Genomic DNA, 26,141 nt, shown 5'->3' with positions numbered 1-26,141 from the left:
GATGACACCATCGCAGTCTGGAGCTATAGCGCGCAGGAGCGAAAGCCGCTGAAGATGTCGTCCCGCTCCGGCAGGTAGAAATTGCGATAGCGCACGTGCTTCATGCGTGCGCGGGTGGCAAACGAGCCGCCCTTGAGCACCTTGTGCGTGCCAAACCAGGGGGCGGAATAGTTTTCGTACGGATGAGGCGTGAAGCCAGGATAAGGCCGGAAGGTGGTTCCCATCCACTCCCAGACCTGTCCCCACGCAAAGCCACGCCGCGCTGCCGTGTGCGCGGCCAGTTCCCATTCCACTTCGGCGGGCAGGCGTCGGCCTGCCCAACGGCACCACGCGTCGGCCTCCCACCAGCTCACATGGGTCGCAGCCTGATTGCCCTGCATACGCGTGGGCTGGCCAAAGCGTGTCTGCGTGACAGCACCACTGGCCACGCCGATCTGCTCGACATAACGCGGGCCACGCCGCCCTTCACCTCGCGCCAGCGCCTGCAGCCACTGCCAGCCTTGCGGGTGCCAGAGGTCCTCACGGTCGTAGCCACCGTCGTCCACAAACTCCACATACTGCGCCCAGCTGACGGGTTGGGCGTCAATCTCGAACTCGGGCACGCTGACCTGATGCGAGGGTAATTCGTTGTCGAATGAGAACCCGGCTTCATCGGCTGGCGGGCTTCCCGTGCGCCAGACGGCGGCAGGAATCACCAGTGGCTCACGGATCGTCATCGGCCCCGGAGTCAGGGCAGTGCGCAGCGGCGGATCGAGCGCAATCCCCAGCGTCTGGGCCATGTAGGCAAACGCTTCACCGTGCATGTCTTCGTGAAACAGCGCGAGCCGGAAGAAATACAGGGCGTCGTCGCGGCCGGGTCCGTCGTCGGTCCGGTCCAGCAGCTCCAGCGTGGTCTCCAGCGTGTTCAGCAGATAGGCCCGGCAGTCGCTGGCACCAGGCAGGTCCAGCGACCACCGGCTGTCATGCGCCACCTCGTCTGAGTTCCACCAGCGGTCGGCGTGTGGCTCAATAGACGCCAGCCGCGCATGTGCCGGCTCGCAGCGCGTGCCCATGCCGCGTTGCATGTTGCGCGCAATCCACCACTCCTGAAACCAGCCAATGTGTCCGAGCTCCCACAGGGGCGGGTTGACTGTGGCCAGCAGGGGCACTGCAAAATTCGCCGCCTCCAGCGCCCGCTGGTACTGCCCCATCAGGTGCAGCGTATGATTTCGGGAATCCATCAGCGCGAGCGACAGCACATCGCGGCCCGCCTGACGAATCAGGGGTGAATCAATCAGATCGGGGTGTCCGTCAGCGGCCGAACCCGGCAAGCGGCGTGACGAATCGGGCATGAAATCTGAAGCCACAACGGCAGTCCTGGTAAGCCCGGCGATGGCCGAATCCAACAACGGCAACTGGCACACGGCGCAACGCTGGGCGCGTTTTCTTTCCGGGCATTGTGACATCGCCGTGGTGCCACGATGGTCTGGATCGGCGCCAGACGCACCGCAAGCCATGGTAGCCCTGCACGCGCGGCGCTCGGCCGATTCCATCCACGCCTGGGCCAAGGCATTTCCAGACCGTCCCCTGATCGTGGTGCTGACCGGCACCGACCTCTACCGCGACATTCACCACGACGCTACGGCACAACAGTCGCTCGCACTGGCCACCCATCTGGTGGTGTTGCAGGACGATGGCCTTGATGCCCTGCCAGCGCAGTGGCGCAAGAAGACGCGTGTGATCTACCAATCGGCACCGCGCCTGAAGCCGGCGGCGCAGCGCAACCGGCTGTTCAGTGTGCTCAACGTGGGGCACCTGCGTGATGAAAAAGACCCGCTGACCTTCATGCGCGCAGCTGGCCGCCATGCCCACGCGCGGTGGCTGCATATTGGCCGGGCGCTGACGACCCCACTGGCCGATGCCGCGCGGGCCACCGAAGCAGCCACAGCTGCCTACCGCTGGCTGGGCGAGCTGCCGCGTGCCGCCACACGCCAGCGCATGAAACGCGCCCATTTGCTGGTGAACACCTCCATCATGGAGGGCGGTGCGCAGGTGATTCTGGAGGCCATTCAGTGCGACACCCCCGTGCTGGCCACCCGTGTGGGGGGCAATGTCGGGATGCTGGACGCCGACTATGCCGGCTATTTCGAGGTCGGCGACGACGCCGGGTTGGCCGCCCTGGTGCAGCGTTGCGCCAGCGATCCGGCTTTTTATGCTCATTTACAGCGGCAATGCCGGGGACGCGCTTTCCTGTTTGCTCCTGAACGGGAACGGGCGCTTGTCATAAACTTGCTTGAAACGGCGATTCATCCAGCGCGCCAAGACCTCGAGCGAAGCTGAAGCAGCGCCGAAGCTGCTGCGCCAGCCGCACTGACCACACTCTCACCGAAACACACCCTCACCGAAAGTCCGCATGACCGCACCCGCTACATCCCTCCCCGCCTCGCCCCGGCTGACCAGCCTGTCCCATGGTGGGGGCTGTGGCTGCAAGATTGCCCCCGGCGTGCTGAGCGAGATTCTGAAGAACTCCAGCAATCTTCCGATCCCGCCGCAGTTGCTGGTGGGCATTGAAACCGCCGACGACGCGGCCGTGTACCTGCTCAACGACGAGCAGGCCCTGATCGCCACGACCGACTTCTTCATGCCCATCGTCGACGATCCCTACGACTTTGGACGCATTGCCGCGACCAACGCCATCAGCGATGTGTATGCCATGGGCGGCACACCCATCATGGCGCTGGGGCTGGTTGGCATGCCGATCAACGTACTGCCGCTGGAAACCATAGGCGCCATCCTGCGCGGCGGCCAGGACGTGTGCCGCGATGCCGGCATTCCGATTGCCGGCGGTCACACCATCGATTCGGTGGAGCCCATTTACGGCCTGGTGGTGCTGGGGCTGGTGCATCCCTCGCGCGTGAAGAAGAATTCTGGCGCGCGGGCGGGCGATGTGCTGGTGCTCGGCAAGCCGCTGGGCGTGGGCATTCTCTCGGCGGCGCTCAAGAAAGAGCAGCTCAGTGCCGAGGGTTACGCACAGATGATTGCCACCACCACCCAGCTCAACAAGCCCGGGATCACGCTTGCACAGATGGACGGCGTGCACGCGCTGACTGACATCACCGGCTTTGGACTGCTCGGTCACGGATTGGAGCTGGCGCGCGGCGCGAAGCTGAAGATGGAGTTGCAGATGGACCGCATTCCGCTGCTGCCCGGCGTGCTGGAGTTGGCCGCGCAGGGCATGGTGACGGGCGCCTCAGGCCGCAATTGGGCCAGCTATGGCGCCGAAGTCAGCCTGTCTGCCCAGATCAGCCCCGCCCAGCAAGCGCTGCTCAGTGATCCACAAACCAGTGGTGGCCTGCTGGTGTCCTGTGATCCAGCCATTGCTGACGATGTGTTGGCCTGCTTTCACACCCAGGGCTTTGCCGACGCGCGGGTGATTGGTCATATGTCATCGGGCAGTGGCGTGGCAATTGTCTAGTTTCATCTAGTTTCGCCTCCGCTCGCCATGCGGAACCCTGGCCTGCTTCGGGATAACACCGTCACAAAGCTGTCAGCTAGCCTTCTATAGTCCTTTATAGAATCCGCTCCACGCACACCCGCATCCGGCACGCCTTCTCACCAAGAAGGCCGTCGGATGCTTTTCATGCGTGGACATTTTTCCTTGGGAGCACCATGCAAAACCTTCTCTCGCTGTCCCGCCTGATTGACACAATCAGCACCTGGATCGGCAAACTCACCATGTGGCTGATTCTGGCGACCACCCTGATCAGCGCTGGCAACGCCATCGTGCGCAAGGCCTTCGACACGAGTTCCAATGGCCTGCTGGAAATCCAGTGGTACCTGTTTGCAGCCGTGTTCATGCTGGGTGCAGGTTACGGGTTTCTTCGCAACTCGCATGTCCGCATTGACTTCATCTCCTCACGGCTGTCCGACCGCATGCGCAACTGGATCGACCTCCTGGGCATTGTGTTTGTGTTGTTCCCGTTCTGTATTCTGATGGTGACCTTGAGCTGGCCTTTCTTCATGGGCGCCTACAGCAACGGCGAAATGTCGCAAAACGCTGGCGGTTTGATCCGCTGGCCGGTCTACCTGCTGGTGCCAGTCGGCTTCACGATCCTGGCGATTCAGGGCATCTCTGAACTGATCAAGCGCATCGCCTTTCTGCGCGGCGTGATCGAGGACCCGATTGGCGGCGAATCTGCCAAATCGGACGAGCAAAAACACATTGAAGAGCTGGAGCGCATTGCCGCTGCCCGCCTGGCCGGAGAAAAATAAGATGGAAACCACCTTTCTGGCACAGAACTTTGTGCCCCTCATGTTCGCCGGCCTGTTTCTATTGCTGCTGACCGGTTTTCCTGTCGCCTTCGGGTTGGCCGCCACCGGTCTGGCTTTCGGTTTTATCGGTATGGAGGCGGGCCTTTTTCCTGCCACCCTCTTCCAGGCGCTGCCCTCGCGCATTTTCGGCATCATGCAGAATGACACGCTGCTGGCCATTCCCTTCTTCACCTTCATGGGCATCATCCTGGAACGTTCGGGCATGGCCGAGGACCTGCTGGAAACGGTGGGCCAAGTGTTCGGCCCGCTGCGCGGCGGCTTGGCAATTGCCGTGATTCTGGTGGGCGCGCTGCTTGCCGCGACCACCGGCGTGGTTGCCGCTGCCGTGATCTCGATGGGCCTGATCTCCCTGCCCATCATGCTGCGTTATGGTTACAGCCGCGTTATCGCGACTGGCGTGATTACGGCCTCGGGCACTTTGGCTCAGGCCATTCCACCCTCGCTGGTGCTGATCGTTCTGGCCGACCAGCTGGGCCGCTCGGTGGGTGACATGTACTCGGGCGCGCTGGTGCCTGGCCTGTTGCTGGTTGGCCTGTACATTGTCTTCATCGTCGTGGTTTCCTTTGTCAAACCGGCCATGGTACCGCCGCTGCCGGTCGAAGCGCGCATCTACAAGGAGCCGGACGGAGCCTCGGGGCACAAGTCGCTGATGTTCCTGGTCATCCTGTGCGCGGTTGCCGGCATGGCTTGGGCCCAAGTACACAACGCCGTGCTTACCCCACTGCTCGAGCGCCCCTTGCCTGCGCCCGGCGATGAAATTGTCATCCTGTCAATGACGCTGGCTTCCCTGCTGGGTCTGGCCCTGGCCATCATCAACCGTGTCACCGGAATGGGTCTGCTGTCCAAACTGGCCGAGCGCGTGACCTTTGTGCTGATGCCGCCGCTGATCCTGATCTTTCTGGTGCTGGGCACCATCTTTCTGGGCGTCGCGACGCCGACCGAGGGTGGCGCCATGGGTGCTTTGGGGGCACTGATCCTGGCCATCGGCAAACGCCGCATGGACAAGTCCTTGCTCAAGCAGGCGCTGGAAAACACCGCCAAGCTCGCTTCCTTTGTGATGTTCATCCTGATCGGCTCCACCGTATTCAGCTTTACCTTCAATGCCGCTGATGGTCACTTCTGGGTGGAACGCCTGTTCGAGGGTGTCCCGGGCGGTGCCTGGGGCTTCCTGATTGTGGTCAATGTGCTGGTGTTCATTCTGGGCATGTTCATCGACTTCTTCGAGATCGCTTTCATCGTGATTCCGCTGCTGGCGCCGGTGGCCGAGAAAATCCTGCCGGGCCTGGTCCCGGGCATGACCGCCGATGACGCGATGATCTGGTTCGGCGTGATCATCGCCATGAACCTGCAGACCTCGTTCCTGACACCGCCCTTCGGCTTTGCCCTGTTTTACCTGCGCAGCGTGGCGGCGAAGTTCGACTACCGCGACCGCGTCACCGGCGCCACCATTCCAGCAGTGACCACGGCCCAGATTTACAAGGGTTCGATTGCCTTCATCATCCTGCAGCTGATCATGGTGGCCGCCATCATGATCTTCCCCAGCCTGGTGACAGGTGGCATTGAAAAGGTAGACAAACTCAATGCCGATCAGGTGCTGGAGCAGCTGCAAATGCCGAAATCGGAAGAAGAGATCAAGCAAGAGGCCGAGGAGGCCGAAGCGGCTCAGACGACCGAAGAGGCTGGCAAGGAAGAAGACCCGATGAAAGCCCTGGAGGAAGCCACGAAGCCGAAGGATGCGACGAAGCCATAAACTCCGGCTCCCCTGGCTTTCTGAAGAGGCTCGCGCATGCGAGCCTTTTTTTTGCTGTCGCTGGCTGCAATTCAGGGGCACGCGCAAAGGTTGATGCCGCGATATCCCTGGGCTGACGATGGACGCTGGCATTGCCAGAGCAGCAGTCCATGCCCCAGAACCCTGGCCCTGACCCTGACCCAGCCGGGGCCCCCTTCTTGGGCCAGCCATAAAAAAACCCCGCCGGAGCGGGGTTTGGACAGACCAGCTGGACTTACAGCTTCTGGCCCTGCATGAACTGGTCGAAGCGCATTTCCGTGAACCGGAACCACAGGTTCTGGTCCTTGCGGAAGGCAGCGTAGTCGGCGTAAATCTTCTTCCAGTCGGGATTGCTGTTACCGATCTCGGCATAGAGGGCCATCGACTCCTTGAAGGCCGCATCCATCACGGTTTTGGGGAAAGGCAGGACCTTGGTTTTGGCCGCCACGAGCTGTTTGAGCGCCTCGGGGTTCCTCGCGTCGTACTTGGCCTGCATGTCGGTGTGCGCGTAAGCGGCAGCAGACTCCAGGATAGCCTTGTTCTCGGCGGACAGCTTGTCATAGGCAGTCTTGTTGACAAAGGCGTCCAGCTGCGGACCACCTTCCCACCAGCCAGGGTAGTAATAGAAAGGCGCGACCTTGTTGAAGCCCAGTTTCTGGTCGTCGTAAGGTCCCACCCACTCGGCGGCGTCAATGGTGCCCTTCTCCAGCGCCTGATAAATCTCGCCGCCGGGGATGTTTTGCGGAACGGCACCCATGCGGGTGAGCACCTTGCCGGCGAAGCCGCCGACCCGGAACTTCAGGCCCTTGATGTCGGCAACGCCCTTGATTTCCTTGCGGTACCAGCCGCCCATCTGTGCGCCGGTGTTGCCCATGGGGAAGTTGACGATGTTGTACTTGCCGTAAAACTCGCGCATCAGTTTCAGGCCGTTGCCCTGGTACATCCACGCCGTCATCTGGCGGCTGTTGAGGCCGAAGGGAATGGCACATCCCAGAGCGAAAACGTCGTTCACGCCGAAGAAATAGTAGGGCGCGGTGTGGACCATTTCGGTCGTGCCCTTCTGGATGTTGTCGATCATGCCGGCAATCGGAGGCATCAGCTCGCCACCAGGGTGCACGGAGATCTGGAACTTGCCGCCAGACATTTCGCCCACTTTTTTCGCAAAGACTTCCGCAGCACCGTAAATGGTGTCGAGGGCTTTCGGAAAGCTCGATGCCAGGCGCCAGCGAATGGCTTCCTGGGCATGCACGGCCGGTGCTACGCCAGCGGCAAGCACACCGGCAATACCGGCATTTTTGATAAGAGAACGACGATCCATGAATAGACTCCAGGTGATTTGAGGGAGCACGGCTTATGACCGGGCCTTCAACTTTTGAAAGTTGCCCTTAATTCTAGAACTCGCTTTTTGCAGCCTAAGGGCGGGTTTTCCCTGCGGAAAACGGCCTTTCAAACACACAGTCAGCCAGTTGTCAGCCCGCCTCATTCAAAGCTTTTGGCTCTGCATGAAGCGGTCGAAAGTCGACTCGGTGAAACGGAACCAGAGGTTCTGATCGCCCCTAAAACGGGCGTAGTCTGCATACAACCGACGCCAGTTGGGATTGCTCACCGACAGCTCCGCGTAAAGCGCCATGGACTCCTTGAAAGCCGCGTTCATCACGTCTGGAGGGAAAGGCCTGAGCTTGGCGCCGGCCCCGACCAATTGCTTGAGCGCCGTCGGATTCCGGGCATCGTATTTGGCCTGCATCTCTACATGGGCTGCCGCACTGGCGATTTTCACGATCGCCTTGTTGACACTGCTCAAGGCCTCATAGGCCTTGCGGTTGATGTAAAGATCGAGCTGCAGGCCACCCTCCCACCAGCCAGGGTAGTAGTAGTTGGGTGCCACCTTGTTGATGCCCAGCTTCTGATCGTCGTAGGGGCCTATCCATTCGGCAGCGTCTATGGTGCGCTGCTCCAGCGCCTGGTAGATGTCGCCGCCAGCAAGGGTCTGCGGAACGGCACCCATGCGCTCGATGACCTTGCTGGTAAAACCACCGACACGGAATTTCAGGCCCTTCATGTCCGAAAGCGAGCGGATCTCCTTGCGGAACCAGCCGCCCATCTGCGCACCAGTGTTGCCGCAGGCAAAGTTGATGATGTTGTACTGCGCGTAAAACTCGCGCATCAGCTTCAGGCCGTTGCCCTCGAAAGTCCAGGCAGTCATCTGCCGGCTGTTCATGCCAAAGGGGATGGCACCGCCGATGGCGAAAGTCTCGTCCTTGTCCGCAAAATAATACGGTGCAGTATGGGCCGCCTCAATAGATCCGCTGCGCACGTTGTCCAGGACATCGAAGGCCGACATCAGCTCGCCAGCCGCATGCACCGATATCTCGAACTTGCCGCCGGACGCCGCTCGCACATGCTGGGCGAAACTTTCTGCCGCGCCATAAATCGTGTCCAGCGACTTGGGGAAACTGGATGCCAGGCGCCAGCGGACCGATGCCTGGGCCAGAACGGCAGGCGCCACGCCGGCCGCAAGCACACCGGAGATGCCGGCATGTCTGATCAGGGCTCGACGATTCATGAAACACTCCGAAGGGGAAAACCGGTCTGTGTGAACAAGCAAGCGTCAGCGCAAGATTGCGACACATCGCCTTGCCGCGATTGTAGAAAGCCACGAGCACACACCCTCACGGGTTTTCCCGCGCGCCCCACATGACAGGCGCATGACAGGCGCATGAGGCCGCGCGAGCAGGATTCGCGGCTAGCCGACCGACTTCAATACCGGTTTTGATGCCTTGCCGGGCAGGGGCACTGCGGCAAAACGCGAACTGATCGCGCGCTCGATACCGGCGGCATCCAGCCCCTGCATGGACAGCAGCTTGGCCGGATCACCGTGCTCGGTGAAGATGTCCTGAAGGCCCAGTTGCAACAGCGGCCGCACCACGCCGGCGGCCTGAAGCGCCTCACTGATGGCACTGCCCGCGCCGCCCATGATGGCGCCCTCTTCCACCGTGACCAGCGCATCGTGACTGGCGGCGATCTTGAGCAGCAACTCGGTGTCCAGCGGCTTGGCCCAGCGCATGTTGACCACGGTGGCGTCCAGCTTCTCCGCCGCGTCCAGCGCCGGATACAACAGGGTACCGAACGCAAGAATGGCCACGCCCCTGCCTTCACGCCGCACTTCACCCTTGCCAAAAGGCAAGGACTTCAAACCAGACTCCGGCTCCACGCCGGCACCAGCGCCGCGCGGGTAGCGCACCGCCACCGGATGGCTCTGCTCGAAGGCCGAGCTCAGCAACTGACGGCACTCCTTCTCATCAGCCGGGCAGGCCACGCTCATGTTGGGAATGCAGCGCAGATAGGGAATGTCGTAGGCACCCGCATGCGTGGGGCCGTCAGCGCCGACGAGGCCCGCACGGTCGAGTGCAAACACCACCGGCAGGTTCTGCAGCGCCACATCGTGGATGAGCTGGTCGTAACCGCGCTGCAAAAAGGTCGAATAAATCGCGACCACCGGCTTGAGGCCTTCGCAGGCCATGCCAGCTGCAAAAGTGACGGCATGCTGCTCGGCAATGCCGACGTCGTGGTAGCGCTCCGGGAAGCGCTGATGAAACTCGACCATGCCCGAGCCTTCGCGCATGGCGGGCGTGATGCCGACCAGTCGCTTGTCCTGCTCGGCCATGTCGCACAGCCAGCGGCCAAAGACCTGGGTGAAGGTCTGTTTGGCCGGCGTCGCTGCCTTCTGCAGGCCGGTGGCCGGGTCGAATTTGCCGGGCCCGTGGTAGGCAATCGGGTCCGCCTCGGCGAGCTTGTAGCCCTGTCCTTTTTTGGTCACCACATGCAGGAACTGCGGCCCCTTGAGATTACGCAGGTTCTCCAGTGTGGGAATGAGGGACTCGAGGTCGTGCCCGTCAATCGGGCCGATGTAGTTGAAGCCGAAGTTCTCGAACAGCGTGGCGGGCACAACCATGCCTTTGGCGTGCGTCTCCAGCCGGCGTGCCAGTTCAAACAGCGGCGGCGCCACGCGCAGCACCTGCTTGCCCACATTCTTGGCCGATGCATAGAAACGTCCGCTCATCAACTGGGCCAAGTAACGGTTGAGCGCACCCACCGGCGGGCTGATGCTCATGTCGTTGTCGTTCAGCACCACCAGCAGCTTGCACTCATCGTGCACGCCGGCATTGTTCAGTGCCTCGAAGGCCATACCTGCGCTCATTGCGCCGTCACCGATGATGGCCACCGCATGCCGGTCTTCGCCTTTTTGCTGCGCCGCCAGCGCCATGCCCAGCGCCGCCGAGATGGAAGTGGAAGAGTGCGCGGTGCCAAAGGTGTCGTAGGGGCTCTCGTCGCGGCGCGGAAAACCCGCGAGGCCACCCAGCTGGCGCAGGCTGCCCATGCGCTCACGCCGGCCGGTCAAAATCTTGTGGGGATAGGTCTGATGGCCCACGTCCCACACCAGCCGATCTTCCGGCGTGTTGAAGACGTAATGCAAGGCCACGGTGAGTTCGACGGTGCCCAGATTGGAGCTTAGATGGCCTCCGGTCTTGGACACGTTGTCCAGCAGGCAGGCACGCACTTCGTCGGCCACGGCCTTGAGCTGGGTACGCGGCATGCGGCGCAGGTCGCCGGGGCTTTGGATGGTTTCGAGCAGCGGATAGGTCATGGAATGAAAATTGACAGGCCTTGATCAGCGAATATTCAGCAAAAAAACAGATGTGACCAGCGCGTTAGCCCTAGTGTGCGTTGAGTTGTGTCCCCGAGGCATCAATGGGCGCGGTTGACCAGCATGTCGGCCAGCGCACGCAGGGCATGGGTGTTCCCGAGTCCGGTGGCATCGAGGCTGGCCAGCGCCTGCGCCAGCAGCTGCTGCGCGTAGGCCCGGGAAGCATCCAGTCCCATCAGCGACACGAAGGTGGGCTTGTCCTGGGCGGCGTCCTTGCCAGCGGTCTTGCCCAGGGTGGCGGAATCGGCGACCACATCCAGAATGTCATCGACCACCTGAAAGCTCAGGCCCACCGCAGCGCCGTACTGGCCCAGAGCCTCCTGTGCGGCGGGACTCACCTGCCCGCAGGCAGCGCCCATCAGCACGCTGGCCTGCAGCAGCGCCCCGGTCTTGAGTCGGTGCATTTCATGGAGCTGCTTTGAGTCCAGCGGTTTGCCGACGCTGGCCAGATCAATCGCCTGCCCGCCGGCCATGCCCTGATAGCCCGCCGCCTTGGCCAGCATGCGGCACAGGCGCGCCTGGGTAGCGGCATCGACTGATCCGTCGTCAGGCGTCAGCAAATCAAACGCCAGGGCCTGCAGGGCGTCACCGGCCAGCAAGGCCTGGGCCTCGCCAAACTGCACATGCACCGTGGGTTTTCCCCGACGCAACACATCGTTGTCCATGCAGGGCATGTCGTCGTGCACCAGCGAATAGGCGTGAATCAGCTCCACGGCACACGCGGCGCGCAGGGCGGCCTGTGTGTTGCCGCCCACCGCGTCGCAGGCGGCCATGACCAGCAAAGGCCGCAGGCGTTTCCCGCCATCGAGCACCGCATAGCGCATCGCGTCACCGAGGCCTGCCGGTGCGTCGCTCGGTGCGACCCAGCGCGACAGGGCCTGCTCGACCGTGGCCAGCTGCTGAGCGCTCCACGCGCCAAGGGCGAATCCGGGGAATGTCTCGGGAGCGTTCAAGCGATGGTCTTTCGGGGTTATTGAATGAATTCGGCGTGCTGTCGGAAGGCGCTATTCCTGGGCCCAGGGCTTGAGTTCCGCGCCCTCCAGCACCTTGACCTGGGTCTCCACCGCTTCCAGCTGGTCGCGGCAGAACTTCAGTAACTGCGCGCCGCGCTGATAGCCGCTGAGCAGCTGGTCTAGCGGCAACTGGCCCGACTCCAGACCACTGACCAGCTGCTCCAGTTCGGCGAGCGCCGCCTCGTAGGTCGCTGGCAGCGGCCGCGCAGCAGCGGCTGGCGCAGAGGTCGGCTGGGATGAGTTGGAAGAGGCGCTTTTGGGCATGGCAATCCGGGGTTGACTTTGATTTTAGGCGCTTGGCGGCGGCCCGGCGGCTTCCCGCCGGCGCCACGGGCAATAGGCTGCTGGCAGCACGGCCTCCAGCCCCCCGCGGGGGTACAATTTTGGGTGCGCACTGACCCGGTGGCGCCCCCTGTGGGGCCCGCCCAATTTGCGTTTTTCTGCTTTGCCTGACCGGCGCCTGCCGGCTGGCGTGTCCATTGAAATTACATGCCAGATCTCAGCCTTCGCCTGCTGCAGGCCACCAGCCAGCTCCCCATCTCCAGTTACTTCGACGCCAGCTTGTTCGATCGGGAGCAGCAAAAGCTCTTCGCCCGCGGGCCGCGCTACCTCGGGCACGAACTGGCTGTACCGCAGATGGGCGACTACTACGCCCTGCCGCACGAGGGTGAAGGTCGCACCCTGGTGCGCAACAGCGGCGGGATCGAGCTGATCTCCAACGTCTGCCGCCACCGCCAGTCCACCATGCTGCAGGGGCGTGGCTCGCTGGGCAGTGGCCCGGCCAGCAACATCGTGTGCCCACTGCACCGGTGGACCTACAACACCTCGGGCGAGCTGATTGGTGCGCCGCACTTCGAGATTGACCCCTGCCTGAACCTGAACCGCTACAAGACCACCACCTGGAACGGGCTGGTGTTCGAGGACAACGGGCGCAACATCAAGGCCGAGCTGGATGGCATGCTCACCCTGCCCGACCTCGACTTCACCGGCTACCAGCTTGACAAGGTGCACCTGCACGAGTGCAACTACAACTGGAAAACCTTCATCGAGGTCTATCTGGAGGACTACCACGTCGGCCCGTTCCACCCGGGTCTGGGCGCCTTTGTGACCACCGATGACCTGCGCTGGCAGCTGGCACCCCACTACTCGGTGCAGACGGTGGGCGTGTCCGACAAGCTGGGCAAGCCCGGCACCGACACCTACAAGAAATGGCACGACGTGGTGCTGCAGTACCGCAAGGGCGAGCCGCCCAAGTACGGCGCCATCTGGCTCACCTACTACCCGCATGTGATGGTCGAGTGGTACCCGCATGTGCTGGTGGTCAGCACGCTGCACCCACAGGGCCCGGACAAGACGCTTAATGTGGTGGAATTTTTCTACCCCGAGGAAATCTGCGCCTTCGAGCGCGAGTTCATCGAAGCGCAGCAGGCCGCCTACATGGAAACCTGTGTGGAGGACGACGAAATCGCCCTGCGCATGGACGCTGGTCGCAAGGCCCTGATGCTGCGCGGCGACAACGAGTTCGGCCCCTACCAGAGCCCGATGGAAGACGGCATGCAGCACTTCCACGAGTGGTACCGCCGCGAGATGGGTGCAAGCAAGACCACGCAGATGATCTGACGTGGTGCGGACCGCCTCGCCCCCAGCAGCGTTGAGCGCCCGGGGGATATTCCCCCTGCTCTCCCTCCGCTGAGACGCTTCCCCATGCAAGCCGTCTGGATGATCCTGTCCGCTTTCCTGTTTGCCACCATGGGGGTGTGCGTGAAGTACGCATCGGAGCACTTCAACAGTGCCGAGCTGGTGTTTTACCGGGGCGTGCTGGGCATCGTGTTCATGGCGGCCTATGCACGGGCCCGCGGCGTGACGCTGGCCACCCGCTACCCGGCCATGCACGCCTGGCGCAGCGTGATCGGGGTGATGTCGCTCGCAGCCTGGTTTTACGCCATCGCTCATTTGCCGCTGGCCACCGCGATGACGCTCAATTACATGAGCAGCGTGTGGATCGCGGCTTTTCTCGTCGGCGGCGCACTGATGCTGGGCAAGGCCGGACAAAAGGGGCCAAGTCAGGGACCGCTTGTCGTAGCGATTCTGGCGAGCTTTGTCGGCGTCATCATGCTGCTGCGACCGGCCATTGACCAAAACCAGACTTTTGCGGGGCTGGTCGGATTGATGTCCGGCTTGGGCTCTGCCTTTGCCTACATGCAGGTCATGGCTATCTCGCGCATGGGCGAGCCTGAAACGCGTACCGTGTTTTATTTTGCCGTTGGCACGGCAGTGGCAGGTGGGCTGGGCATGGGGGTGATGGGCGTCACGCCGTGGAACTGGCAGCACGCGCTGTGGCTGCTGCCCCTGGGGCTGCTGGCCTCGCTGGGCCAGCTTGCCATGACCAAGGCGTATTCGATGTCGGAAAACCATGGCGGCACGCTGATGGTGGCCAACCTGCAATACTCCGGCATCGTGTTCGCGGCGATTTACAGCCTGATTCTTTTTGGCGACGATATTCCCCTGATCGGCTGGGCTGGCATGGCACTGATCATCGTCAGCGCGATTGCAGCCACGGTGCTGCGCGCCCGGGCGGCACCGAACGCACCCGCCGAAGAGCACTGATGTCGCTGCGATACGCAGCCTGACTTGTCAAAGGAGTTCCGAGATGACGTACACCACCCTAATTTCTGCTGAGGCACTGCAAGCCCTGATGGCCAGTGGCCAGCCCCTGCGGGTGTTCGACTGCACCTTTGACCTGATGAAGCCGCAGTTGGGCCAGGCGCAGTACCTGGAGGCCCATATTACCGGCGCGGTGTACGCCAACCTCGACACCGCGCTGAGCGCCCGCCACGGCGTGAACCCCGCCAAGACCGGTGCCGAGGCGCTGATCACCGCGACCGGCGCCGACGCACCTGCGTCGGGTGGCAGGCACCCACTACCCAACCGGGAGAAGTTCGCCATGTGGCTGTCCAGCGTGGGCTTTGGCAATGACATGCAGGCGGTGGTCTATGACCGCAACGGTGCCAACTACTGCGGCCGCCTCTGGTGGATGCTCAAGTGGGCTGGCCACGAGCGCGTGGCGGTACTCGATGGCGGCTTGCAGGCGTGGCAGGCCGCAGGCGGCGCTGTCAGCCATGGCGAGGAGCCGGCGCATTTCCAGGCCAACTTTCTGCTGTCGCCGCCGCTCGCCAAGCTGGTGGATGCGGATGCGGTGTCGCGGGAACTGGGTCGCCCCACCCAGACCGTGATCGACGCTCGGGCCACACCCCGCTTCAAGGGCGAAGTGGAGCCGCTTGACCCGGTGGCCGGCCACATTCCTGGGGCGCTGAACCGCCCGTTCAGCCAGAACATCGGCCCCGACGGCAAATTCAAATCTGCTGGTCAGCTCAAGGAAGAGTTCGACGCACTGCTGGGCGGTCGTGACCCGGCCACTGTGGTTCACCAGTGCGGCAGCGGTGTGAGCGCGGTGCCCAACCTGCTGGCGATGGAAATCGCGGGCCTGGGTACTTCTGCGCTGTACGCCGGCAGCTGGAGCGACTGGTGCAGCGTGCCAGACCGGCCTGTCGCCAAGGGCTGATCTGCCGCGCCAGGCAGAGCCGCCTGGCGATCAGTGCTGGTGCGCGAAGCCGCTTACCAGCATCACCATGCCGATGCCCACCGCCAGCCAAGCGATCTGGGCCGCTGTGGCACGGGCGCTGACGCGTTTTTGCAGCTGCGGGATCAAATCGGCCAGTGCCACGTAAATGAAGCTACTGGACGCCACGATCAGGAAGAACGGCAGGTAGTCGTAGAGCTGCTCCACCAGCGCGTAGCCCACCACACCGCCCAGCGCCGTCACCGCACCTGCCAGCGACACCTTGATCAATGCGGCCCGCCGGTTGTTGTTGGAGCTCTGCCGCAACACCACCAGATCGCCCATGTGATGCGGCACCTCATGCACCAGCACCGCCAGCGCCGCCACAAAGCCCAGCCGCAGATCGGCCATGAAGGCCGAGGCGATCAGGATGCCGTCGCCGAAGGCATGTACGCTGTCGCCCGCCAGGATGGCCCAGCCGCCTGACTTGCTGCCATGGGCGTGATCGTGTCCATGATCGTGTCCATGATCGTGAGCATGAACGTGCGCATGGTCATGCCCGTCCCCGCCACTGCCGTGGTGCTCATGCCCGTGGTGCCAAAGCTCGGCCTTGTCGAGCAGGAAGAAAAACACCAGCCCCGCCAGCAGTACGGTGAACAGCTCGTGCGCGCTGGCCTGGGCCTCAAAAGCCTCGGGCAACAAATGCATGAAGGCGGTGGCCAGCAGGGCACCAGCCGCGAGGCTGAGCATGTGCTGCGTGTAGCGAGCCAGCAGGCCGAAGCTGAGTAAGGCCGCCAGCCACACGCTGCCAATGCCTGCGAGCAGGGTGCCGGCCAAAATTGCAATCAAAGTCATGGCTGTTTGCTGATGTCCATTTGCTGATGTGAGTCATGGGCCCGGCACTTGCTGAGCCCCCTTACGCCGAAACCGAAGTGCCTGAAAGCGCATCAAAAGCGCCAAGGCAACAAAGAAACCCCGCAACCGGTAAAACCGATTTGCGGGGTTCTGGTTATCTTATCAAGCGTGTCAAGGGGGGCTGACGCAAAACCGTCAGCGCCCTGGATGCCTCGGCTTGGAGCGGCTTATTTGAAGCCGACGCGGTCCAGCATCTGCTGCACTTTGGTCTGGTTGGCACCGATCACGCTGACCGGGATGGTTTCGCTCTTGAACGAGCCGCCGCTCATGGCCTGCAGCGCCGGGTTGGCCACCTTCACGCTCGGTACCGTGGGCCACTCGTTGTTGCCGTTGGCGAAATAGTCTTGCGCCTGCGGGCTGGCGAGGTATTCCAGGAATTTGACCGCGTTGGCCGCATTCTTGGCATTCTTGGCCACGCCGCCACCAGCGATGTTCAGGTGCGTGCCCCACGAGGCCTGATTGGGAAACACCACGCCGACCTTGTCTGCAATGGCTTTGTCTTCAGCGCTGGTCGAACGCAGGATGCGCGCCATGTAGTAGGTGTTGGTCACCGCAATCTGGCATTCGCCCGAGGCTACGCCCTTGATCTGGTCGGTGTCGCCGCCCTTGGGTGCGCGGGCCAGGTTGGCTACGAGGCCCTTGAGCCATTCTTCGGCTTTTGCCGCACCCAGATGCTCGGTCACGGCGCCGAACAGGCTCAGGTTGTAAGGATGAGAGCCGGATCGGATGCACAGCTTGCCTTTGTTTTTGGCATCGGCAAGCTCTTCGTAGGTGTCCACGTCTTCGCGTTTGACACGCAGCTTGTCATAAACCACCACACGGCCGCGGGTGGAAAAACCGAACCAGGCTGTGCCAGCGCCGGTTGCCGGGGCACGGTACTGCGCGGGGATGCTGCTTTCGAGCAGGCTGGACTTGACCGGCAGGAACAGCCCGTCCACTTCAGCCTTGTAGAGGCGCGCGGCGTCCACCAGCAGAATGACGTCTGCCGGAGAGGCGGCACCTTCGGCTTTCAACCGGGCCAGGATGCCGGCGTCATCGGCGTCTACGCGGTTGATCTTGATGCCGGTGGCTTTGGTGAAGTTGCTGTACAGCGCTTCATCGGTGGAGTAGTGACGCGCCGAGTACAGGTTGAGCACCTGTTCCTGGGCCATCACACCGCTTGCAGCGATCAGGGCCAGCGAAGCGGAAAGCACGAGTTTTTTCAGCATGATGGTCAGTGGTGAAGTGGATGATGTCCGCATCTTAGCATACAAATGCGAATCATTATCAATTGCACTAACTCTGTGCGACTGAGGGGTGTTCCCGGCCAGGCAAGGTCTGCGTTGCCTGACCTGCTGCATTGCCGTGCACACAGGGCAGCTGGCACAGCTCGCGCTGCGCCGCCACGCATTGGCGGTTGAAGGTGACCACATGATCCACCTGGGCGCGAATGCCGATCCACTCGCCGATCCGGTGGTCGTGGTGGCTGGGCACCAGCGCCAGCACGGTTTCGCCACTGGCCAGGCGCAGGGTGTAGAGAAACTCCGAGCCACGGAAGGCCTTGCGCAGGATTTCGGCTTTCACCGGGGCGTCATCGTCGTGCACGATGTCGTCGGCCCGCAGCAGCACATCGCACGCCTGCCCTGCCCCTGCGTCGTCTCGGTCACCGGCTGGCGAGCAGTTCAGCGGAGCCGCGGCCAGATCCGTCAGATCGCCCAGTGCGGTGTGCACCACCACCTGGTTGTTGACCGAACTGACCGTGGCGGGCGTGAACACACCGTGGCCGATGAAGTCCGCCACAAAGCGCGTCGCAGGGCGGTGGTAGAGGTTGTAGGCGCCATCCCACTGGTGCAGCGTGCCGTCGTTCATCACGCCGATCACGTCGCCCATGGCGAAGGCCTCCAACTGGTCATGCGTGACGAACAGCGCCGTGGCGTGGGCGGCTTTGAGGATGCCGCGCAGCTCATGCGCCAGGCGTTCACGCAGGTCCACATCGAGGCTGGAAAAAGGCTCGTCGAGCAGCAGCAGGCCAGGCCGGGGGGCGAGCGCACGCGCCAGCGCCACACGCTGCTGCTGGCCGCCTGAAAGCTCATGCGGGTGGCGCCTGTGGGCGTTGTCCAGCCCCACCAGCGTCAGCATCTCCTGCACACGCGCCTTGCGTTCGGCGGCTGGCAAATGGTGGATGCCAAACGCCACGTTGTGCGCCACGTCCATGTGGGGAAACAGCGCATAGTCCTGGAACACCATGCCGATGCGGCGCTGCTCGGGTGGCAGGTGCAAGGCGGCACCGCTGACCAGTTCACCACCCAGACGGATTTCGCCACCCGAGACCCGCTCCAGCCCCGCCACCGCGCGCAGCAGTGTGGTCTTGCCACAGCCAGAAGGGCCAATCAACACCCCGAGGTCGCCCTGCGCCAACCCGAGCGACACGCCCGCCACCGCCGCCTGACCACGGCCGGGGTAGGTCACCTGCAGGTTGGAAACCTCCAGAAAATGCTCTCGGCTAGGGGGCTGGCTCTGCGCTTGGCTCATGATGCTATTGTAGATGCGTACAATTCTCATTTGTATCCAGAGTGACATGGGCTTCGGGCAGGTAATGCCTTGCGCCGCCTGACCGTCTGTTTCCCTGAACCGTGCCCGGCACGGCCTTCCGACCCCCAATTCACCCGAGCAAGCCACCGCCCATGCGTTTTGTCTCCCGCGCCTGCCTGCTGCTGCTGGCCTGCCTGATCGCGCTGCCGGTCATGGCGGTGTTGGCATCGTGGTTCCAGTGGAACGCCGAAAGCGGCCAGATCCTTAGCGAAATGGCCCAGACCGTGTTGCCAGAGTACGCATGGACCTCACTGCGCCTGTGCCTGATGGTCGGCGTGGGCGTCGCGGTGGTCGGCAGCGCCACCGCCGTGGCCATCACGCTGTTTGATTTTCCGGGCCGGCGTGTGCTGGAGTGGGCACTGCTGCTGCCGCTGGCCGTACCGGCCTACGTGGTGGCCTATGCCTATACCGACCTCCTGCAGTTCGGTGGCCCGTTGCAAACCGCCGTGCGGGCCGCGACCGGGCTGGAAGGCCGGGTGTTTCCCGAGGTCCGCAGCCTGGGCGGCGCCGTCTGGGTGTTTGTGTTTTCGCTCTATCCCTATGTGTACGTGCTGGCCCGTAGCGCACTCAGCGAGCGCGCCGCCCATCTGATGGAATCCGCGCGGCTGCTGGGCGCCACGCTGCCTCGGCGCATCCGGGCGATCGCCTTGCCGCTGGCCCGCCCTGCGGTCGCGGCCGGCGTGGCGCTGGCACTGATGGAGACGCTGGCCGACTTTGGCGTGGGCAGCTACTTTGGCATCCAGACGCTGACCACGGGCATTTACAAGGCCTGGCTGTCGATGGACAACCGCATCGCCGCCGCCCAGCTGGCCACCCTGCTGCTTCTGGCTGTAGTGATCCTGCTTCAGCTGGAGCAGCGCGCCCAGAAGCGCATGCGCTTCGCCAGCAAGACGGGCCATGCCGCAGCCAACGAAGCGCGACCGGTCGCCCTGCGCGGCCGGGCTGCCGTGCTGGCCTGGCTGCTGTGTGCCGTGCCGGTGCTGGCCGGTTTCGTGCTGCCGGTGGCTTTCATGTTGCGCCCACTGACTGCCGACTGGGCAGTCCTTCCGTGGGACTCTTTTGTCAAGTGGTCGCTCAACAGCATCTTCCTGGGTGCCGGTACCGCCGCGCTGGCCTGCGCCGTGGCGCTGGCACTGGCGTTTGGCCAGCGCACACAACCGAGCCGGCTCACGCGCAGCGTGGTGCAACTCGCCAGCCTCGGCTACGCCGTGCCCGGCGCGGTGATTGTGGTTGGCTTGCTGCTCCCGGTCGGCTGGCTGCAATCGGTAGCGCCGCAAACCGGCATCGGCTTCTGGGTCACCGGCACGGTGCTGGGCATCGTCTGGGCGTACCTGGTGCGCTTTTGCGCGGTGGCGCTGCAGTCAGTGCAGAGTGGCTATGCGCGCATTCCGGCCAGCATGGACGATTCAGCGCGCATGCTTGGTGTGCATGGAGCGGCCCTGATGACCCGGGTGCACTGGCCGCTGCTCAAGCGCAGCACTGCTGCAGCCGGCCTGCTGGTGCTGGTCGATGTGATGAAGGAGCTGCCGGCCACGCTGGTGCTGCGCCCCTTCAACACCGACACGCTGGCGGTGGTGGCCTACCAACTGGCACGCGACGAGCGCCTGGGCGAAGCCGCCTTGCCATCGCTGGCGCTGGTGCTGGTGGGTCTGATCCCGGTGATTCTGCTGAGCAGGATGCTCAACGCGCGCGCATCGAACTGACGGGCACCATAAAAAAAACGGCACACCAGACCACAGAGGTCCGGGGTGCCGTCAGGCTGAGGTGCCGATCAACGGCACCGTCAGGATTTTCAGGCCACGCCGTGGGTCTTGAACCACTCCAGCGCACGCTTGAAGCCATCGTCAGCCGCTTCCTTGCGGTAGCTCGGACGGTAGTCGGCGTGGAAAGCATGAGGCGCTTGCGGGTACACCACGAACTGGCTGGCTTTCGCTGCCTTGTTGCCCTTGTCAGCAGCGGCGGCCAAGGCGTCTTTCATCTCGTTGACGGTGGTCAGTGGAATGCCGGTGTCCTGACCGCCATACAGGCCGAGCACCGGCGCGCTGATGGAGCCTGCCAGTTCCACCGGGTGCCTGGGCGTCACCGCCGTCGAGGCGCCCACCAGACGGCCGTACCAGGCCACGCCCGCCTTCACGTTCTTGCTCTGCTGGGAGTACAGCCAGGTGATGCGGCCGCCCCAGCAGAAACCGGTGATGCCCACCTTCTTGGTGTTGCCACCGTTGGCGCCGGCCCATTTGACGGCGCCGTCAAGGTCAGCCATCACCTGTGCATCGGGCACCTTGGAGACGATCTCGGCGATCAGCTTGGCCACTTCGTTGTAATTGCTGGGGTCGCCCTGGCGCGCAAACAGTTCGGGCGCGATGGCCAGATAGCCCGCTTTGGCAAAGCGGCGAGCGGTGTCGGCGATGTACTCGTGCACGCCGAAGATTTCCTGGATCACCAGGATCACGGGCAGATTGGTCTTGCCGGCCGGCGCTGCAAAAAAGGCCGGCACCTTGAAGCCGTTGACTTCATACGTGGTCTCGCCGGTGCGCAGCCCGTCGGAGGAGGTTTTGATGGCCGTTTGCGCCATGATGGGCATGGCTGTCGCGGCGTAACCCACGCCCAGCGCAGCTTTCAGGGCGGTGCGGCGACTGGCGCCGGCCTCGGTGGACTGGCCGGGCAACAGTGAGTCGAATTCACTGCGTTGATTCTGGTCGAGCATGGAAAATCCTTCGGGATCGGGTGGTTGGAGGAAACGGAAACGACGAAACGGCAGCCGTTGGCCTGCCTCAAACCTTAGTAGTCTATGCGGTCACAAAAGTTTTTGCCAGTACAAGGAAATACCGGTCAGTTTTCAGGTGATGCCCGGGGGGAACTGCCGGGGCCGCGACGGCCGCCCGTCAATTGGCTTAATCCATGGTCTTTATTAATGGGCCTTATCCCAGTTGGGCCCGAACCCGATTTCCGCAAGCAGGGGCACTTTCAGGTCAGCCACGCCCGCCATCAGCCGCGGAATTTCGGTTCGTACCCACTCGACTTCCGCTTCAGGCACCTCGAACACCAGTTCGTCGTGCACCTGCATGATCATTTTGGTGGCGCGCTTTTCGTTGTCGAGCACCTGTTGCACCTTGTTCATGCTGAGCTTGATCAGGTCGGCTGCCGTGCCCTGCATGGGCGCGTTGATGGCAGCCCGCTCGGCGCCGCCGCGACGTGGGCCGTTAGGTGAGTTGATCTCGGGCAAATACAGGCGCCGGCCAACGACGGTCTCGACATAGCCCTTGCTCTTGGCCGACAGCCGGGTTTCATCCATGTAGCGCTTCACCCCCGGGTAGCGCTGGAAGTACTTGTCGATGTAAGCCGCTGCGGCCTTGGTCTCGATACCGAGGTTGCGCGCCAGGCCAAAGCTGCTCATGCCGTAGATCAGCCCGAAGTTGATGACCTTGGCGTAACGGCGCTGCTCGCTGCTGACTTGGTCCACCGGCACACCGAACACCTCCGCAGCGGTGGCGCGGTGCACATCCAGACCGTCGGTGAAGGCGTGCAGCAAGGCCACGTCCTCGCTGATGTGGGCCATGATGCGCAGCTCGATCTGCGAGTAGTCGGCGCTGGCGATCACGCTGCCGGTAGGCGCCACAAAGGCTTCGCGGACACGCCGGCCCTCGGCCGTCTTGACCGGAATGTTCTGCAGGTTCGGGTCGTTGCTGGACAGCCGGCCCGTCACCGCCACCGCCTGCGCATAGTGGGTGTGCACACGGCCGGTGCGCGGATGCGCCAGCTGGGCCAGCTTGTCGGTGTAGGTGCCCTTGAGTTTGGACAGCCCCCGGTGCTCCAGAATTTTCGCGGGCAGCGGGTAGTCTTCTGCCAGCTTTTCGAGCACTTCCTCGTCGGTGCTGGGTGCGCCGCTGGGCGTTTTCTTCACCACCGGCAGGCCAAGCTTGGTGAAGAAGATCTCGCCAATCTGCTTGGGGCTGCCCAAGTTGAACGGCTGGCCGGCCAGCTCATGCGCCTCGGTCTCCAGCTGCAGGATGCGGGCACCCAGTTCGCCGCTCTGTTTGGCCAGCGTCGGGGCGTCAATCAGCACGCCGTTGCGCTCGATGCGGTACAGCGTTTCGCTGCTCTGCATTTCCAGCTCGTAAACGAAACGCAGCTTGTCGTCGGCTTGCAGCTGCGGCCACAGCACGCGGTGCACGTCCAGCGTCTGGTCCGAGTCTTCACACGAATACTCGGCCGCCTTGGCGATATCGACCTGGTTGAACTTGATCTGGTGCACGCCCTTGCCGCACAGGTCTTCGTAATTGATGCCGCTGCGTCCCACATGCCGCTCAGCCAGACTGGCCAGACCATGCGGCTTGTGCACTTCGAGCACATAGCTCTGCAGCATGGTGTCGTGAACATAGCCCTGCACCTCGATGCCATGGTTGGCAAACACGTGGCGGTCGTACTTGACGTGCTGGCCGAGCTTGGCTTTGGCGGGGTTCTCCAGCCAGGGCTTGAGACGCGCCAGCACCTCGTCACGCGGCAGTTGCGCCGGTGCATCGGGGTAGTCGTGCGTCAGCGGAATGTAGGCGGCCTCGCCGGGCGTCACACTGAAGCTGATGCCCACAATCTGCGCCTGCATCTCGTCGAGCGAGGTGGTTTCGGTGTCCAGGGCCACCAGCTCGGCGCTGTCGAGCCTGGCCAGCCACGCGTCAAATGATTCCCAGGTCAGCACCGTGTCGTACTTCAGGCTGGACACACGCGGTGCCACCGGCAGTGTCGATTCGCTGATCTCTGCCGGTTCGTCAAACAGCCCCGGTGAATGGCTGGCCGAGGGTTTTGCAGAGTCTTTGGGAGCGCTCTTTGCAGCAACTTCAGCAGGCTCGGCGCGCGCCGATTCATCCCCGCCCAGCGACCGTACCAGACCCTTGAAGCCGTAGCGCTCACCGAAGGCTTTGAGGGCCTCACCATCCATCGCGCCGATGCGAATCGCATCCAGCGCCGGCAAGCCGTCGATGTAGCCGTCGAGTTCGCAATCGGTCTTGATCGTCAGCAAAGCCCGCCCCTGGGGCAGCCAGTCCAGCGCCTTGCGCAGGTTTTCGCCCGCCACGCCCTTGATCTCGCCAGCCCGTGCCACCAGTGCATCGAGCGAGCCGTATTCCTGTAGCCACTTGGCCGCCGTCTTGGGACCAACCTTCTCGACGCCGGGCACGTTGTCCACCGCGTCGCCGACCAGCGTCTGGTAATCCACCATCAGCGATGGCGGCACGCCGAACTCGGTGGTCACACCGGCGACGTCACGCCGCTTGCCGTTCATGGTGTCGATGATGGTGATGTGCTCGTTGACCAGCTGGCTCAGGTCCTTGTCTCCGCTAGAGACAATCACCTCGATGCCCTGATTGGCGGCCGTGACGGCCAGCGTACCAATCACGTCGTCGGCCTCGACACCAGGGACGTCGAGCACCTTCCAGCCCAGAATGCGCACCACCTCGTGGATCGGCTCGATCTGCGCGCGCAGGTCGTCCGGCATGGGCGAGCGGTTGGCCTTGTATTGCGGGTACAGCGCGTCGCGGAAGGTCGGGCCTTTGGCATCGAAAACGCAGGCCACGTAATCGGCCCGCACCTCCTTGCGCAGGCTCTGCATCATGTTGATCATGCCGCGGATGGCGCCTGTGGCCGGACTGGTCGGGTCGCCTGGCACGGCCCGCAGGTCGGGCATGGCGTGAAAAGCGCGGTACAGGTAGCTGGAGCCATCCACCAACAGCAAGGTTTTCTTGTCGGAACTCATGCTGGCATTGTCAGGGATATCCGGGGCCCTGTTCCGGGGGTGAGCCCACCCAAACCAGAGGGCGGCCGATCCATGGCCACAGGTGGCAGGCCAGCCTACAATGCAGGCATGAAGACCGCTCCACGCACCCTGCTCCGCCTTCCGCTGCTCGCAGCGTTCGCACTCGCGTCCATGGCGTCTGTAGGGGGTGCATGGGCACAGGCACCGGTACCAGCACCAGCACAGGCGCCCGCCAGGGCGGCGGTCACCCCGGCCGCAGACGCACCGGCCCCCAGCAGCGCTGGCAAGGCGAATCAGACCATCAAGCGCATTCGCACCGAAGACGCCGGCTCGCGCATCGATGAACTGCGCGTGGGCGGCGAAACCCAGCAGATCACCGTGCAGCCCAAGACCGATGTGCCTGCCTATGAGGTCAAGCCAGCCGAAGGCGCCCGCGGAACCGCACCGGCAGCTGCTGGCGGCGAAACCAACGGCAAGCGCGTCTGGAATTTCCTGAAGTTCTGAGCGTCGCGCGTTCGACCTTCGTTTCTCCTTCAGCTTCCGGATTTCCCCGCTCCCCCGTTCAGGATTCAGTTTCAGGCATGGCCGTATTCACCGAAGTCTCGTTTGACGAGGCTGCCGCCTTTCTTCACACACTCGATCTGGGGCAATTGCAGGCCATCCAGGGCGCATCGGGCGGCATCGAGAACACCAATTACTTTGTCGACACCGACCAGGGTCGGCATGTGTTGACGCTGTTCGAACGGCTGACTTTTGAGCAACTGCCCTTTTACCTGCACTTGATGAAGCATCTGGCCGGCCGCGGCATTCCGGTGCCCGACCCGGCAGCCAACGCCAGGGGCGAGATTCTTCACCGACTCAAAGACAAGCCCGCCGCCGTGGTGAACCGGCTGCGCGGCCACAGTGAACTGGCACCCACCACCGCCCATTGCGCGGGCGTGGGCGAGATGCTGGCCCGCATGCACCTGGCAGGCCTCGATTACCCGCGCCAGCAACCCAACCTGCGCGGCCTGCCCTGGTGGAACGAGACCGTGCCGGTGGTCCTGCCGCACATCACGCCCGAGCAGCGCAGCCTGATTCTTGGCGAGCTGGCCTACCAGAACCACATTGCCGCCTCATCGGCCTACCGCAGCCTGCCGCGTGGCCCGGTGCATGCCGACCTGTTCCGTGACAACGTGATGTTTGAAGATGGCCAGCTCACCGGCTTTTTTGACTTCTACTTCGCCGGCTGCGACACCTTCCTGTTTGATATCGGCGTGTGCCTGAACGACTGGTGCGTGGATCTGGACACCGGTGCACTTGCAGCCGACCGGGCCCAGACCTTTGTGTCTGCCTACGAAAGCGTGCGACCTCTCACCGCACAGGAGCGCACCTTGCTGCCAGCCCTGCAGCGCGCTGGCGCCCTGCGTTTCTGGATTTCGCGGCTGTGGGACTTTCATCTGCCGCGCGAAGCGGCGGTGCTGAAGGCGCACGACCCCACCCATTTCGAGCGCGTGCTGCGTCAGCGCCAGTTGCAGCCTTTCATGCTGTAACGGTTCGCCGGCCAACCATCA

Annotated in this window: 21 protein-coding genes; 10 read left to right on the top strand and 11 right to left on the bottom strand. The window is 63.2% G+C overall.

The window, feature by feature from the left end:
• Window positions 1–23: 23 nt before the first annotated feature.
• A complete protein-coding gene (senA, locus tag AAG793_RS00535; RefSeq protein ID WP_341905309.1) occupies window positions 24–1,331 on the bottom strand; it encodes a selenoneine synthase SenA in 1,308 nt (435 codons plus the stop codon).
• On the opposite strand from senA, the gene senB reads away from it, so the two are divergent.
• The 4 genes from senB (at window position 1,330) to AAG793_RS00515 (ending at window position 6,061) form a co-directional block, all read left to right on the top strand.
• Complete coding sequence (gene senB, locus AAG793_RS00530) at window positions 1,330–2,319, top strand: selenoneine biosynthesis selenosugar synthase SenB (protein ID WP_341902604.1); 990 nt, start codon at window positions 1,330–1,332, stop codon at window positions 2,317–2,319. The genes senA and senB overlap by 2 nt on opposite strands.
• Before the next feature lie 73 nt (window positions 2,320–2,392).
• A complete protein-coding gene (selD, locus tag AAG793_RS00525; RefSeq protein ID WP_341902601.1) occupies window positions 2,393–3,454 on the top strand; it encodes a selenide, water dikinase SelD in 1,062 nt (353 codons plus the stop codon).
• Window positions 3,455–3,648: 194 nt separating this feature from the next.
• A complete protein-coding gene (locus tag AAG793_RS00520; RefSeq protein ID WP_341902598.1) occupies window positions 3,649–4,251 on the top strand; it encodes a TRAP transporter small permease subunit in 603 nt (200 codons plus the stop codon).
• Window position 4,252: 1 nt separating this feature from the next.
• The gene (locus AAG793_RS00515; protein ID WP_341902595.1) at window positions 4,253–6,061 is read left to right on the top strand and encodes a TRAP transporter large permease subunit; all 1,809 of its coding nucleotides are present in this window, start codon (window positions 4,253–4,255) and stop codon (window positions 6,059–6,061) included.
• Window positions 6,062–6,314: 253 nt separating this feature from the next.
• Here AAG793_RS00515 and dctP (AAG793_RS00510) read toward each other — a convergent pair whose 3' ends face one another.
• The 5 genes from dctP (AAG793_RS00510) to AAG793_RS00490 form a co-directional block, all read right to left on the bottom strand.
• Window positions 6,315–7,397, bottom strand: a complete 1,083-nt coding sequence (gene dctP, locus AAG793_RS00510) for a TRAP transporter substrate-binding protein DctP (RefSeq protein WP_341902593.1) — start codon at window positions 7,395–7,397, stop codon at window positions 6,315–6,317.
• A 165-nt stretch (window positions 7,398–7,562) separates the two neighbouring features.
• Window positions 7,563–8,642, bottom strand: coding sequence for a TRAP transporter substrate-binding protein DctP (gene dctP / locus AAG793_RS00505; RefSeq protein ID WP_341902590.1), 1,080 nt, complete (start codon window positions 8,640–8,642; stop codon window positions 7,563–7,565).
• A 180-nt stretch (window positions 8,643–8,822) separates the two neighbouring features.
• Complete coding sequence (gene dxs / locus AAG793_RS00500; RefSeq protein WP_341902587.1) at window positions 8,823–10,724, bottom strand: 1-deoxy-D-xylulose-5-phosphate synthase; 1,902 nt, start codon at window positions 10,722–10,724, stop codon at window positions 8,823–8,825.
• A 101-nt stretch (window positions 10,725–10,825) separates the two neighbouring features.
• Entirely contained in the window at window positions 10,826–11,737 is a 912-nt protein-coding gene (locus AAG793_RS00495; RefSeq protein WP_341902585.1) for a polyprenyl synthetase family protein, read from the bottom strand.
• Window positions 11,738–11,788: 51 nt separating this feature from the next.
• The gene (locus tag AAG793_RS00490) at window positions 11,789–12,061 is read right to left on the bottom strand and encodes an exodeoxyribonuclease VII small subunit (protein ID WP_341902582.1); all 273 of its coding nucleotides are present in this window, start codon (window positions 12,059–12,061) and stop codon (window positions 11,789–11,791) included.
• Between the two features lie 225 nt (window positions 12,062–12,286).
• Between AAG793_RS00490 and AAG793_RS00485 the strand changes: the two genes are divergently transcribed.
• The 3 genes from AAG793_RS00485 to AAG793_RS00475 all read left to right on the top strand — a co-directional run bounded on the left by AAG793_RS00485 (window position 12,287) and on the right by AAG793_RS00475 (window position 15,359).
• Entirely contained in the window at window positions 12,287–13,417 is a 1,131-nt protein-coding gene (locus tag AAG793_RS00485) for an aromatic ring-hydroxylating dioxygenase subunit alpha (protein WP_341902579.1), read from the top strand.
• A gap of 84 nt (window positions 13,418–13,501) precedes the next feature.
• Window positions 13,502–14,404, top strand: coding sequence for a DMT family transporter (locus tag AAG793_RS00480; RefSeq protein ID WP_341902577.1), 903 nt, complete (start codon window positions 13,502–13,504; stop codon window positions 14,402–14,404).
• A 43-nt stretch (window positions 14,405–14,447) separates the two neighbouring features.
• Window positions 14,448–15,359, top strand: a complete 912-nt coding sequence (locus AAG793_RS00475) for a sulfurtransferase (protein ID WP_341902574.1) — start codon at window positions 14,448–14,450, stop codon at window positions 15,357–15,359.
• A gap of 30 nt (window positions 15,360–15,389) precedes the next feature.
• Here AAG793_RS00475 and AAG793_RS00470 read toward each other — a convergent pair whose 3' ends face one another.
• The 3 genes from AAG793_RS00470 to AAG793_RS00460 form a co-directional block, all read right to left on the bottom strand.
• Window positions 15,390–16,211, bottom strand: a complete 822-nt coding sequence (locus AAG793_RS00470) for a ZIP family metal transporter (RefSeq protein ID WP_341902573.1) — start codon at window positions 16,209–16,211, stop codon at window positions 15,390–15,392.
• 227 nt (window positions 16,212–16,438) lie between these two features.
• Window positions 16,439–17,479 (bottom strand): extracellular solute-binding protein, encoded by a 1,041-nt coding sequence (locus AAG793_RS00465; protein ID WP_341902569.1) that lies wholly within the window; start codon window positions 17,477–17,479, stop codon window positions 16,439–16,441.
• A 67-nt stretch (window positions 17,480–17,546) separates the two neighbouring features.
• On the bottom strand, window positions 17,547–18,782 hold the full coding sequence (locus tag AAG793_RS00460) for an ABC transporter ATP-binding protein (protein ID WP_341902565.1): 1,236 nt from the start codon (window positions 18,780–18,782) through the stop codon (window positions 17,547–17,549).
• Between the two features lie 152 nt (window positions 18,783–18,934).
• Here AAG793_RS00460 and AAG793_RS00455 point away from each other — a divergent pair, with 152 nt between their 5' ends.
• Complete coding sequence (locus tag AAG793_RS00455) at window positions 18,935–20,545, top strand: iron ABC transporter permease (protein WP_341902563.1); 1,611 nt, start codon at window positions 18,935–18,937, stop codon at window positions 20,543–20,545.
• A gap of 89 nt (window positions 20,546–20,634) precedes the next feature.
• Here AAG793_RS00455 and AAG793_RS00450 read toward each other — a convergent pair whose 3' ends face one another.
• Both AAG793_RS00450 and polA read right to left on the bottom strand, forming a co-directional pair.
• Window positions 20,635–21,546: a dienelactone hydrolase family protein gene (locus AAG793_RS00450; RefSeq protein WP_341902560.1), complete on the bottom strand. Its 912-nt coding sequence runs from the start codon at window positions 21,544–21,546 to the stop codon at window positions 20,635–20,637.
• A 204-nt stretch (window positions 21,547–21,750) separates the two neighbouring features.
• The gene (gene polA, locus AAG793_RS00445) at window positions 21,751–24,588 is read right to left on the bottom strand and encodes a DNA polymerase I (RefSeq protein WP_341902557.1); all 2,838 of its coding nucleotides are present in this window, start codon (window positions 24,586–24,588) and stop codon (window positions 21,751–21,753) included.
• 108 nt (window positions 24,589–24,696) lie between these two features.
• On the opposite strand from polA, the gene AAG793_RS00440 reads away from it, so the two are divergent.
• A complete protein-coding gene (locus AAG793_RS00440; RefSeq protein WP_341902554.1) occupies window positions 24,697–25,092 on the top strand; it encodes a hypothetical protein in 396 nt (131 codons plus the stop codon).
• 77 nt (window positions 25,093–25,169) lie between these two features.
• Entirely contained in the window at window positions 25,170–26,120 is a 951-nt protein-coding gene (locus AAG793_RS00435; protein ID WP_341902551.1) for a homoserine kinase, read from the top strand.
• Window positions 26,121–26,141: the final 21 nt, after the last annotated feature.

This window comes from Polaromonas sp. YR568 (assembly GCF_943372955.1).
Classification (GTDB): Bacteria; Pseudomonadota; Gammaproteobacteria; order Burkholderiales; family Burkholderiaceae_C; genus Polaromonas.
This window is presented reverse-complemented; position numbering and strand designations above follow the sequence as displayed.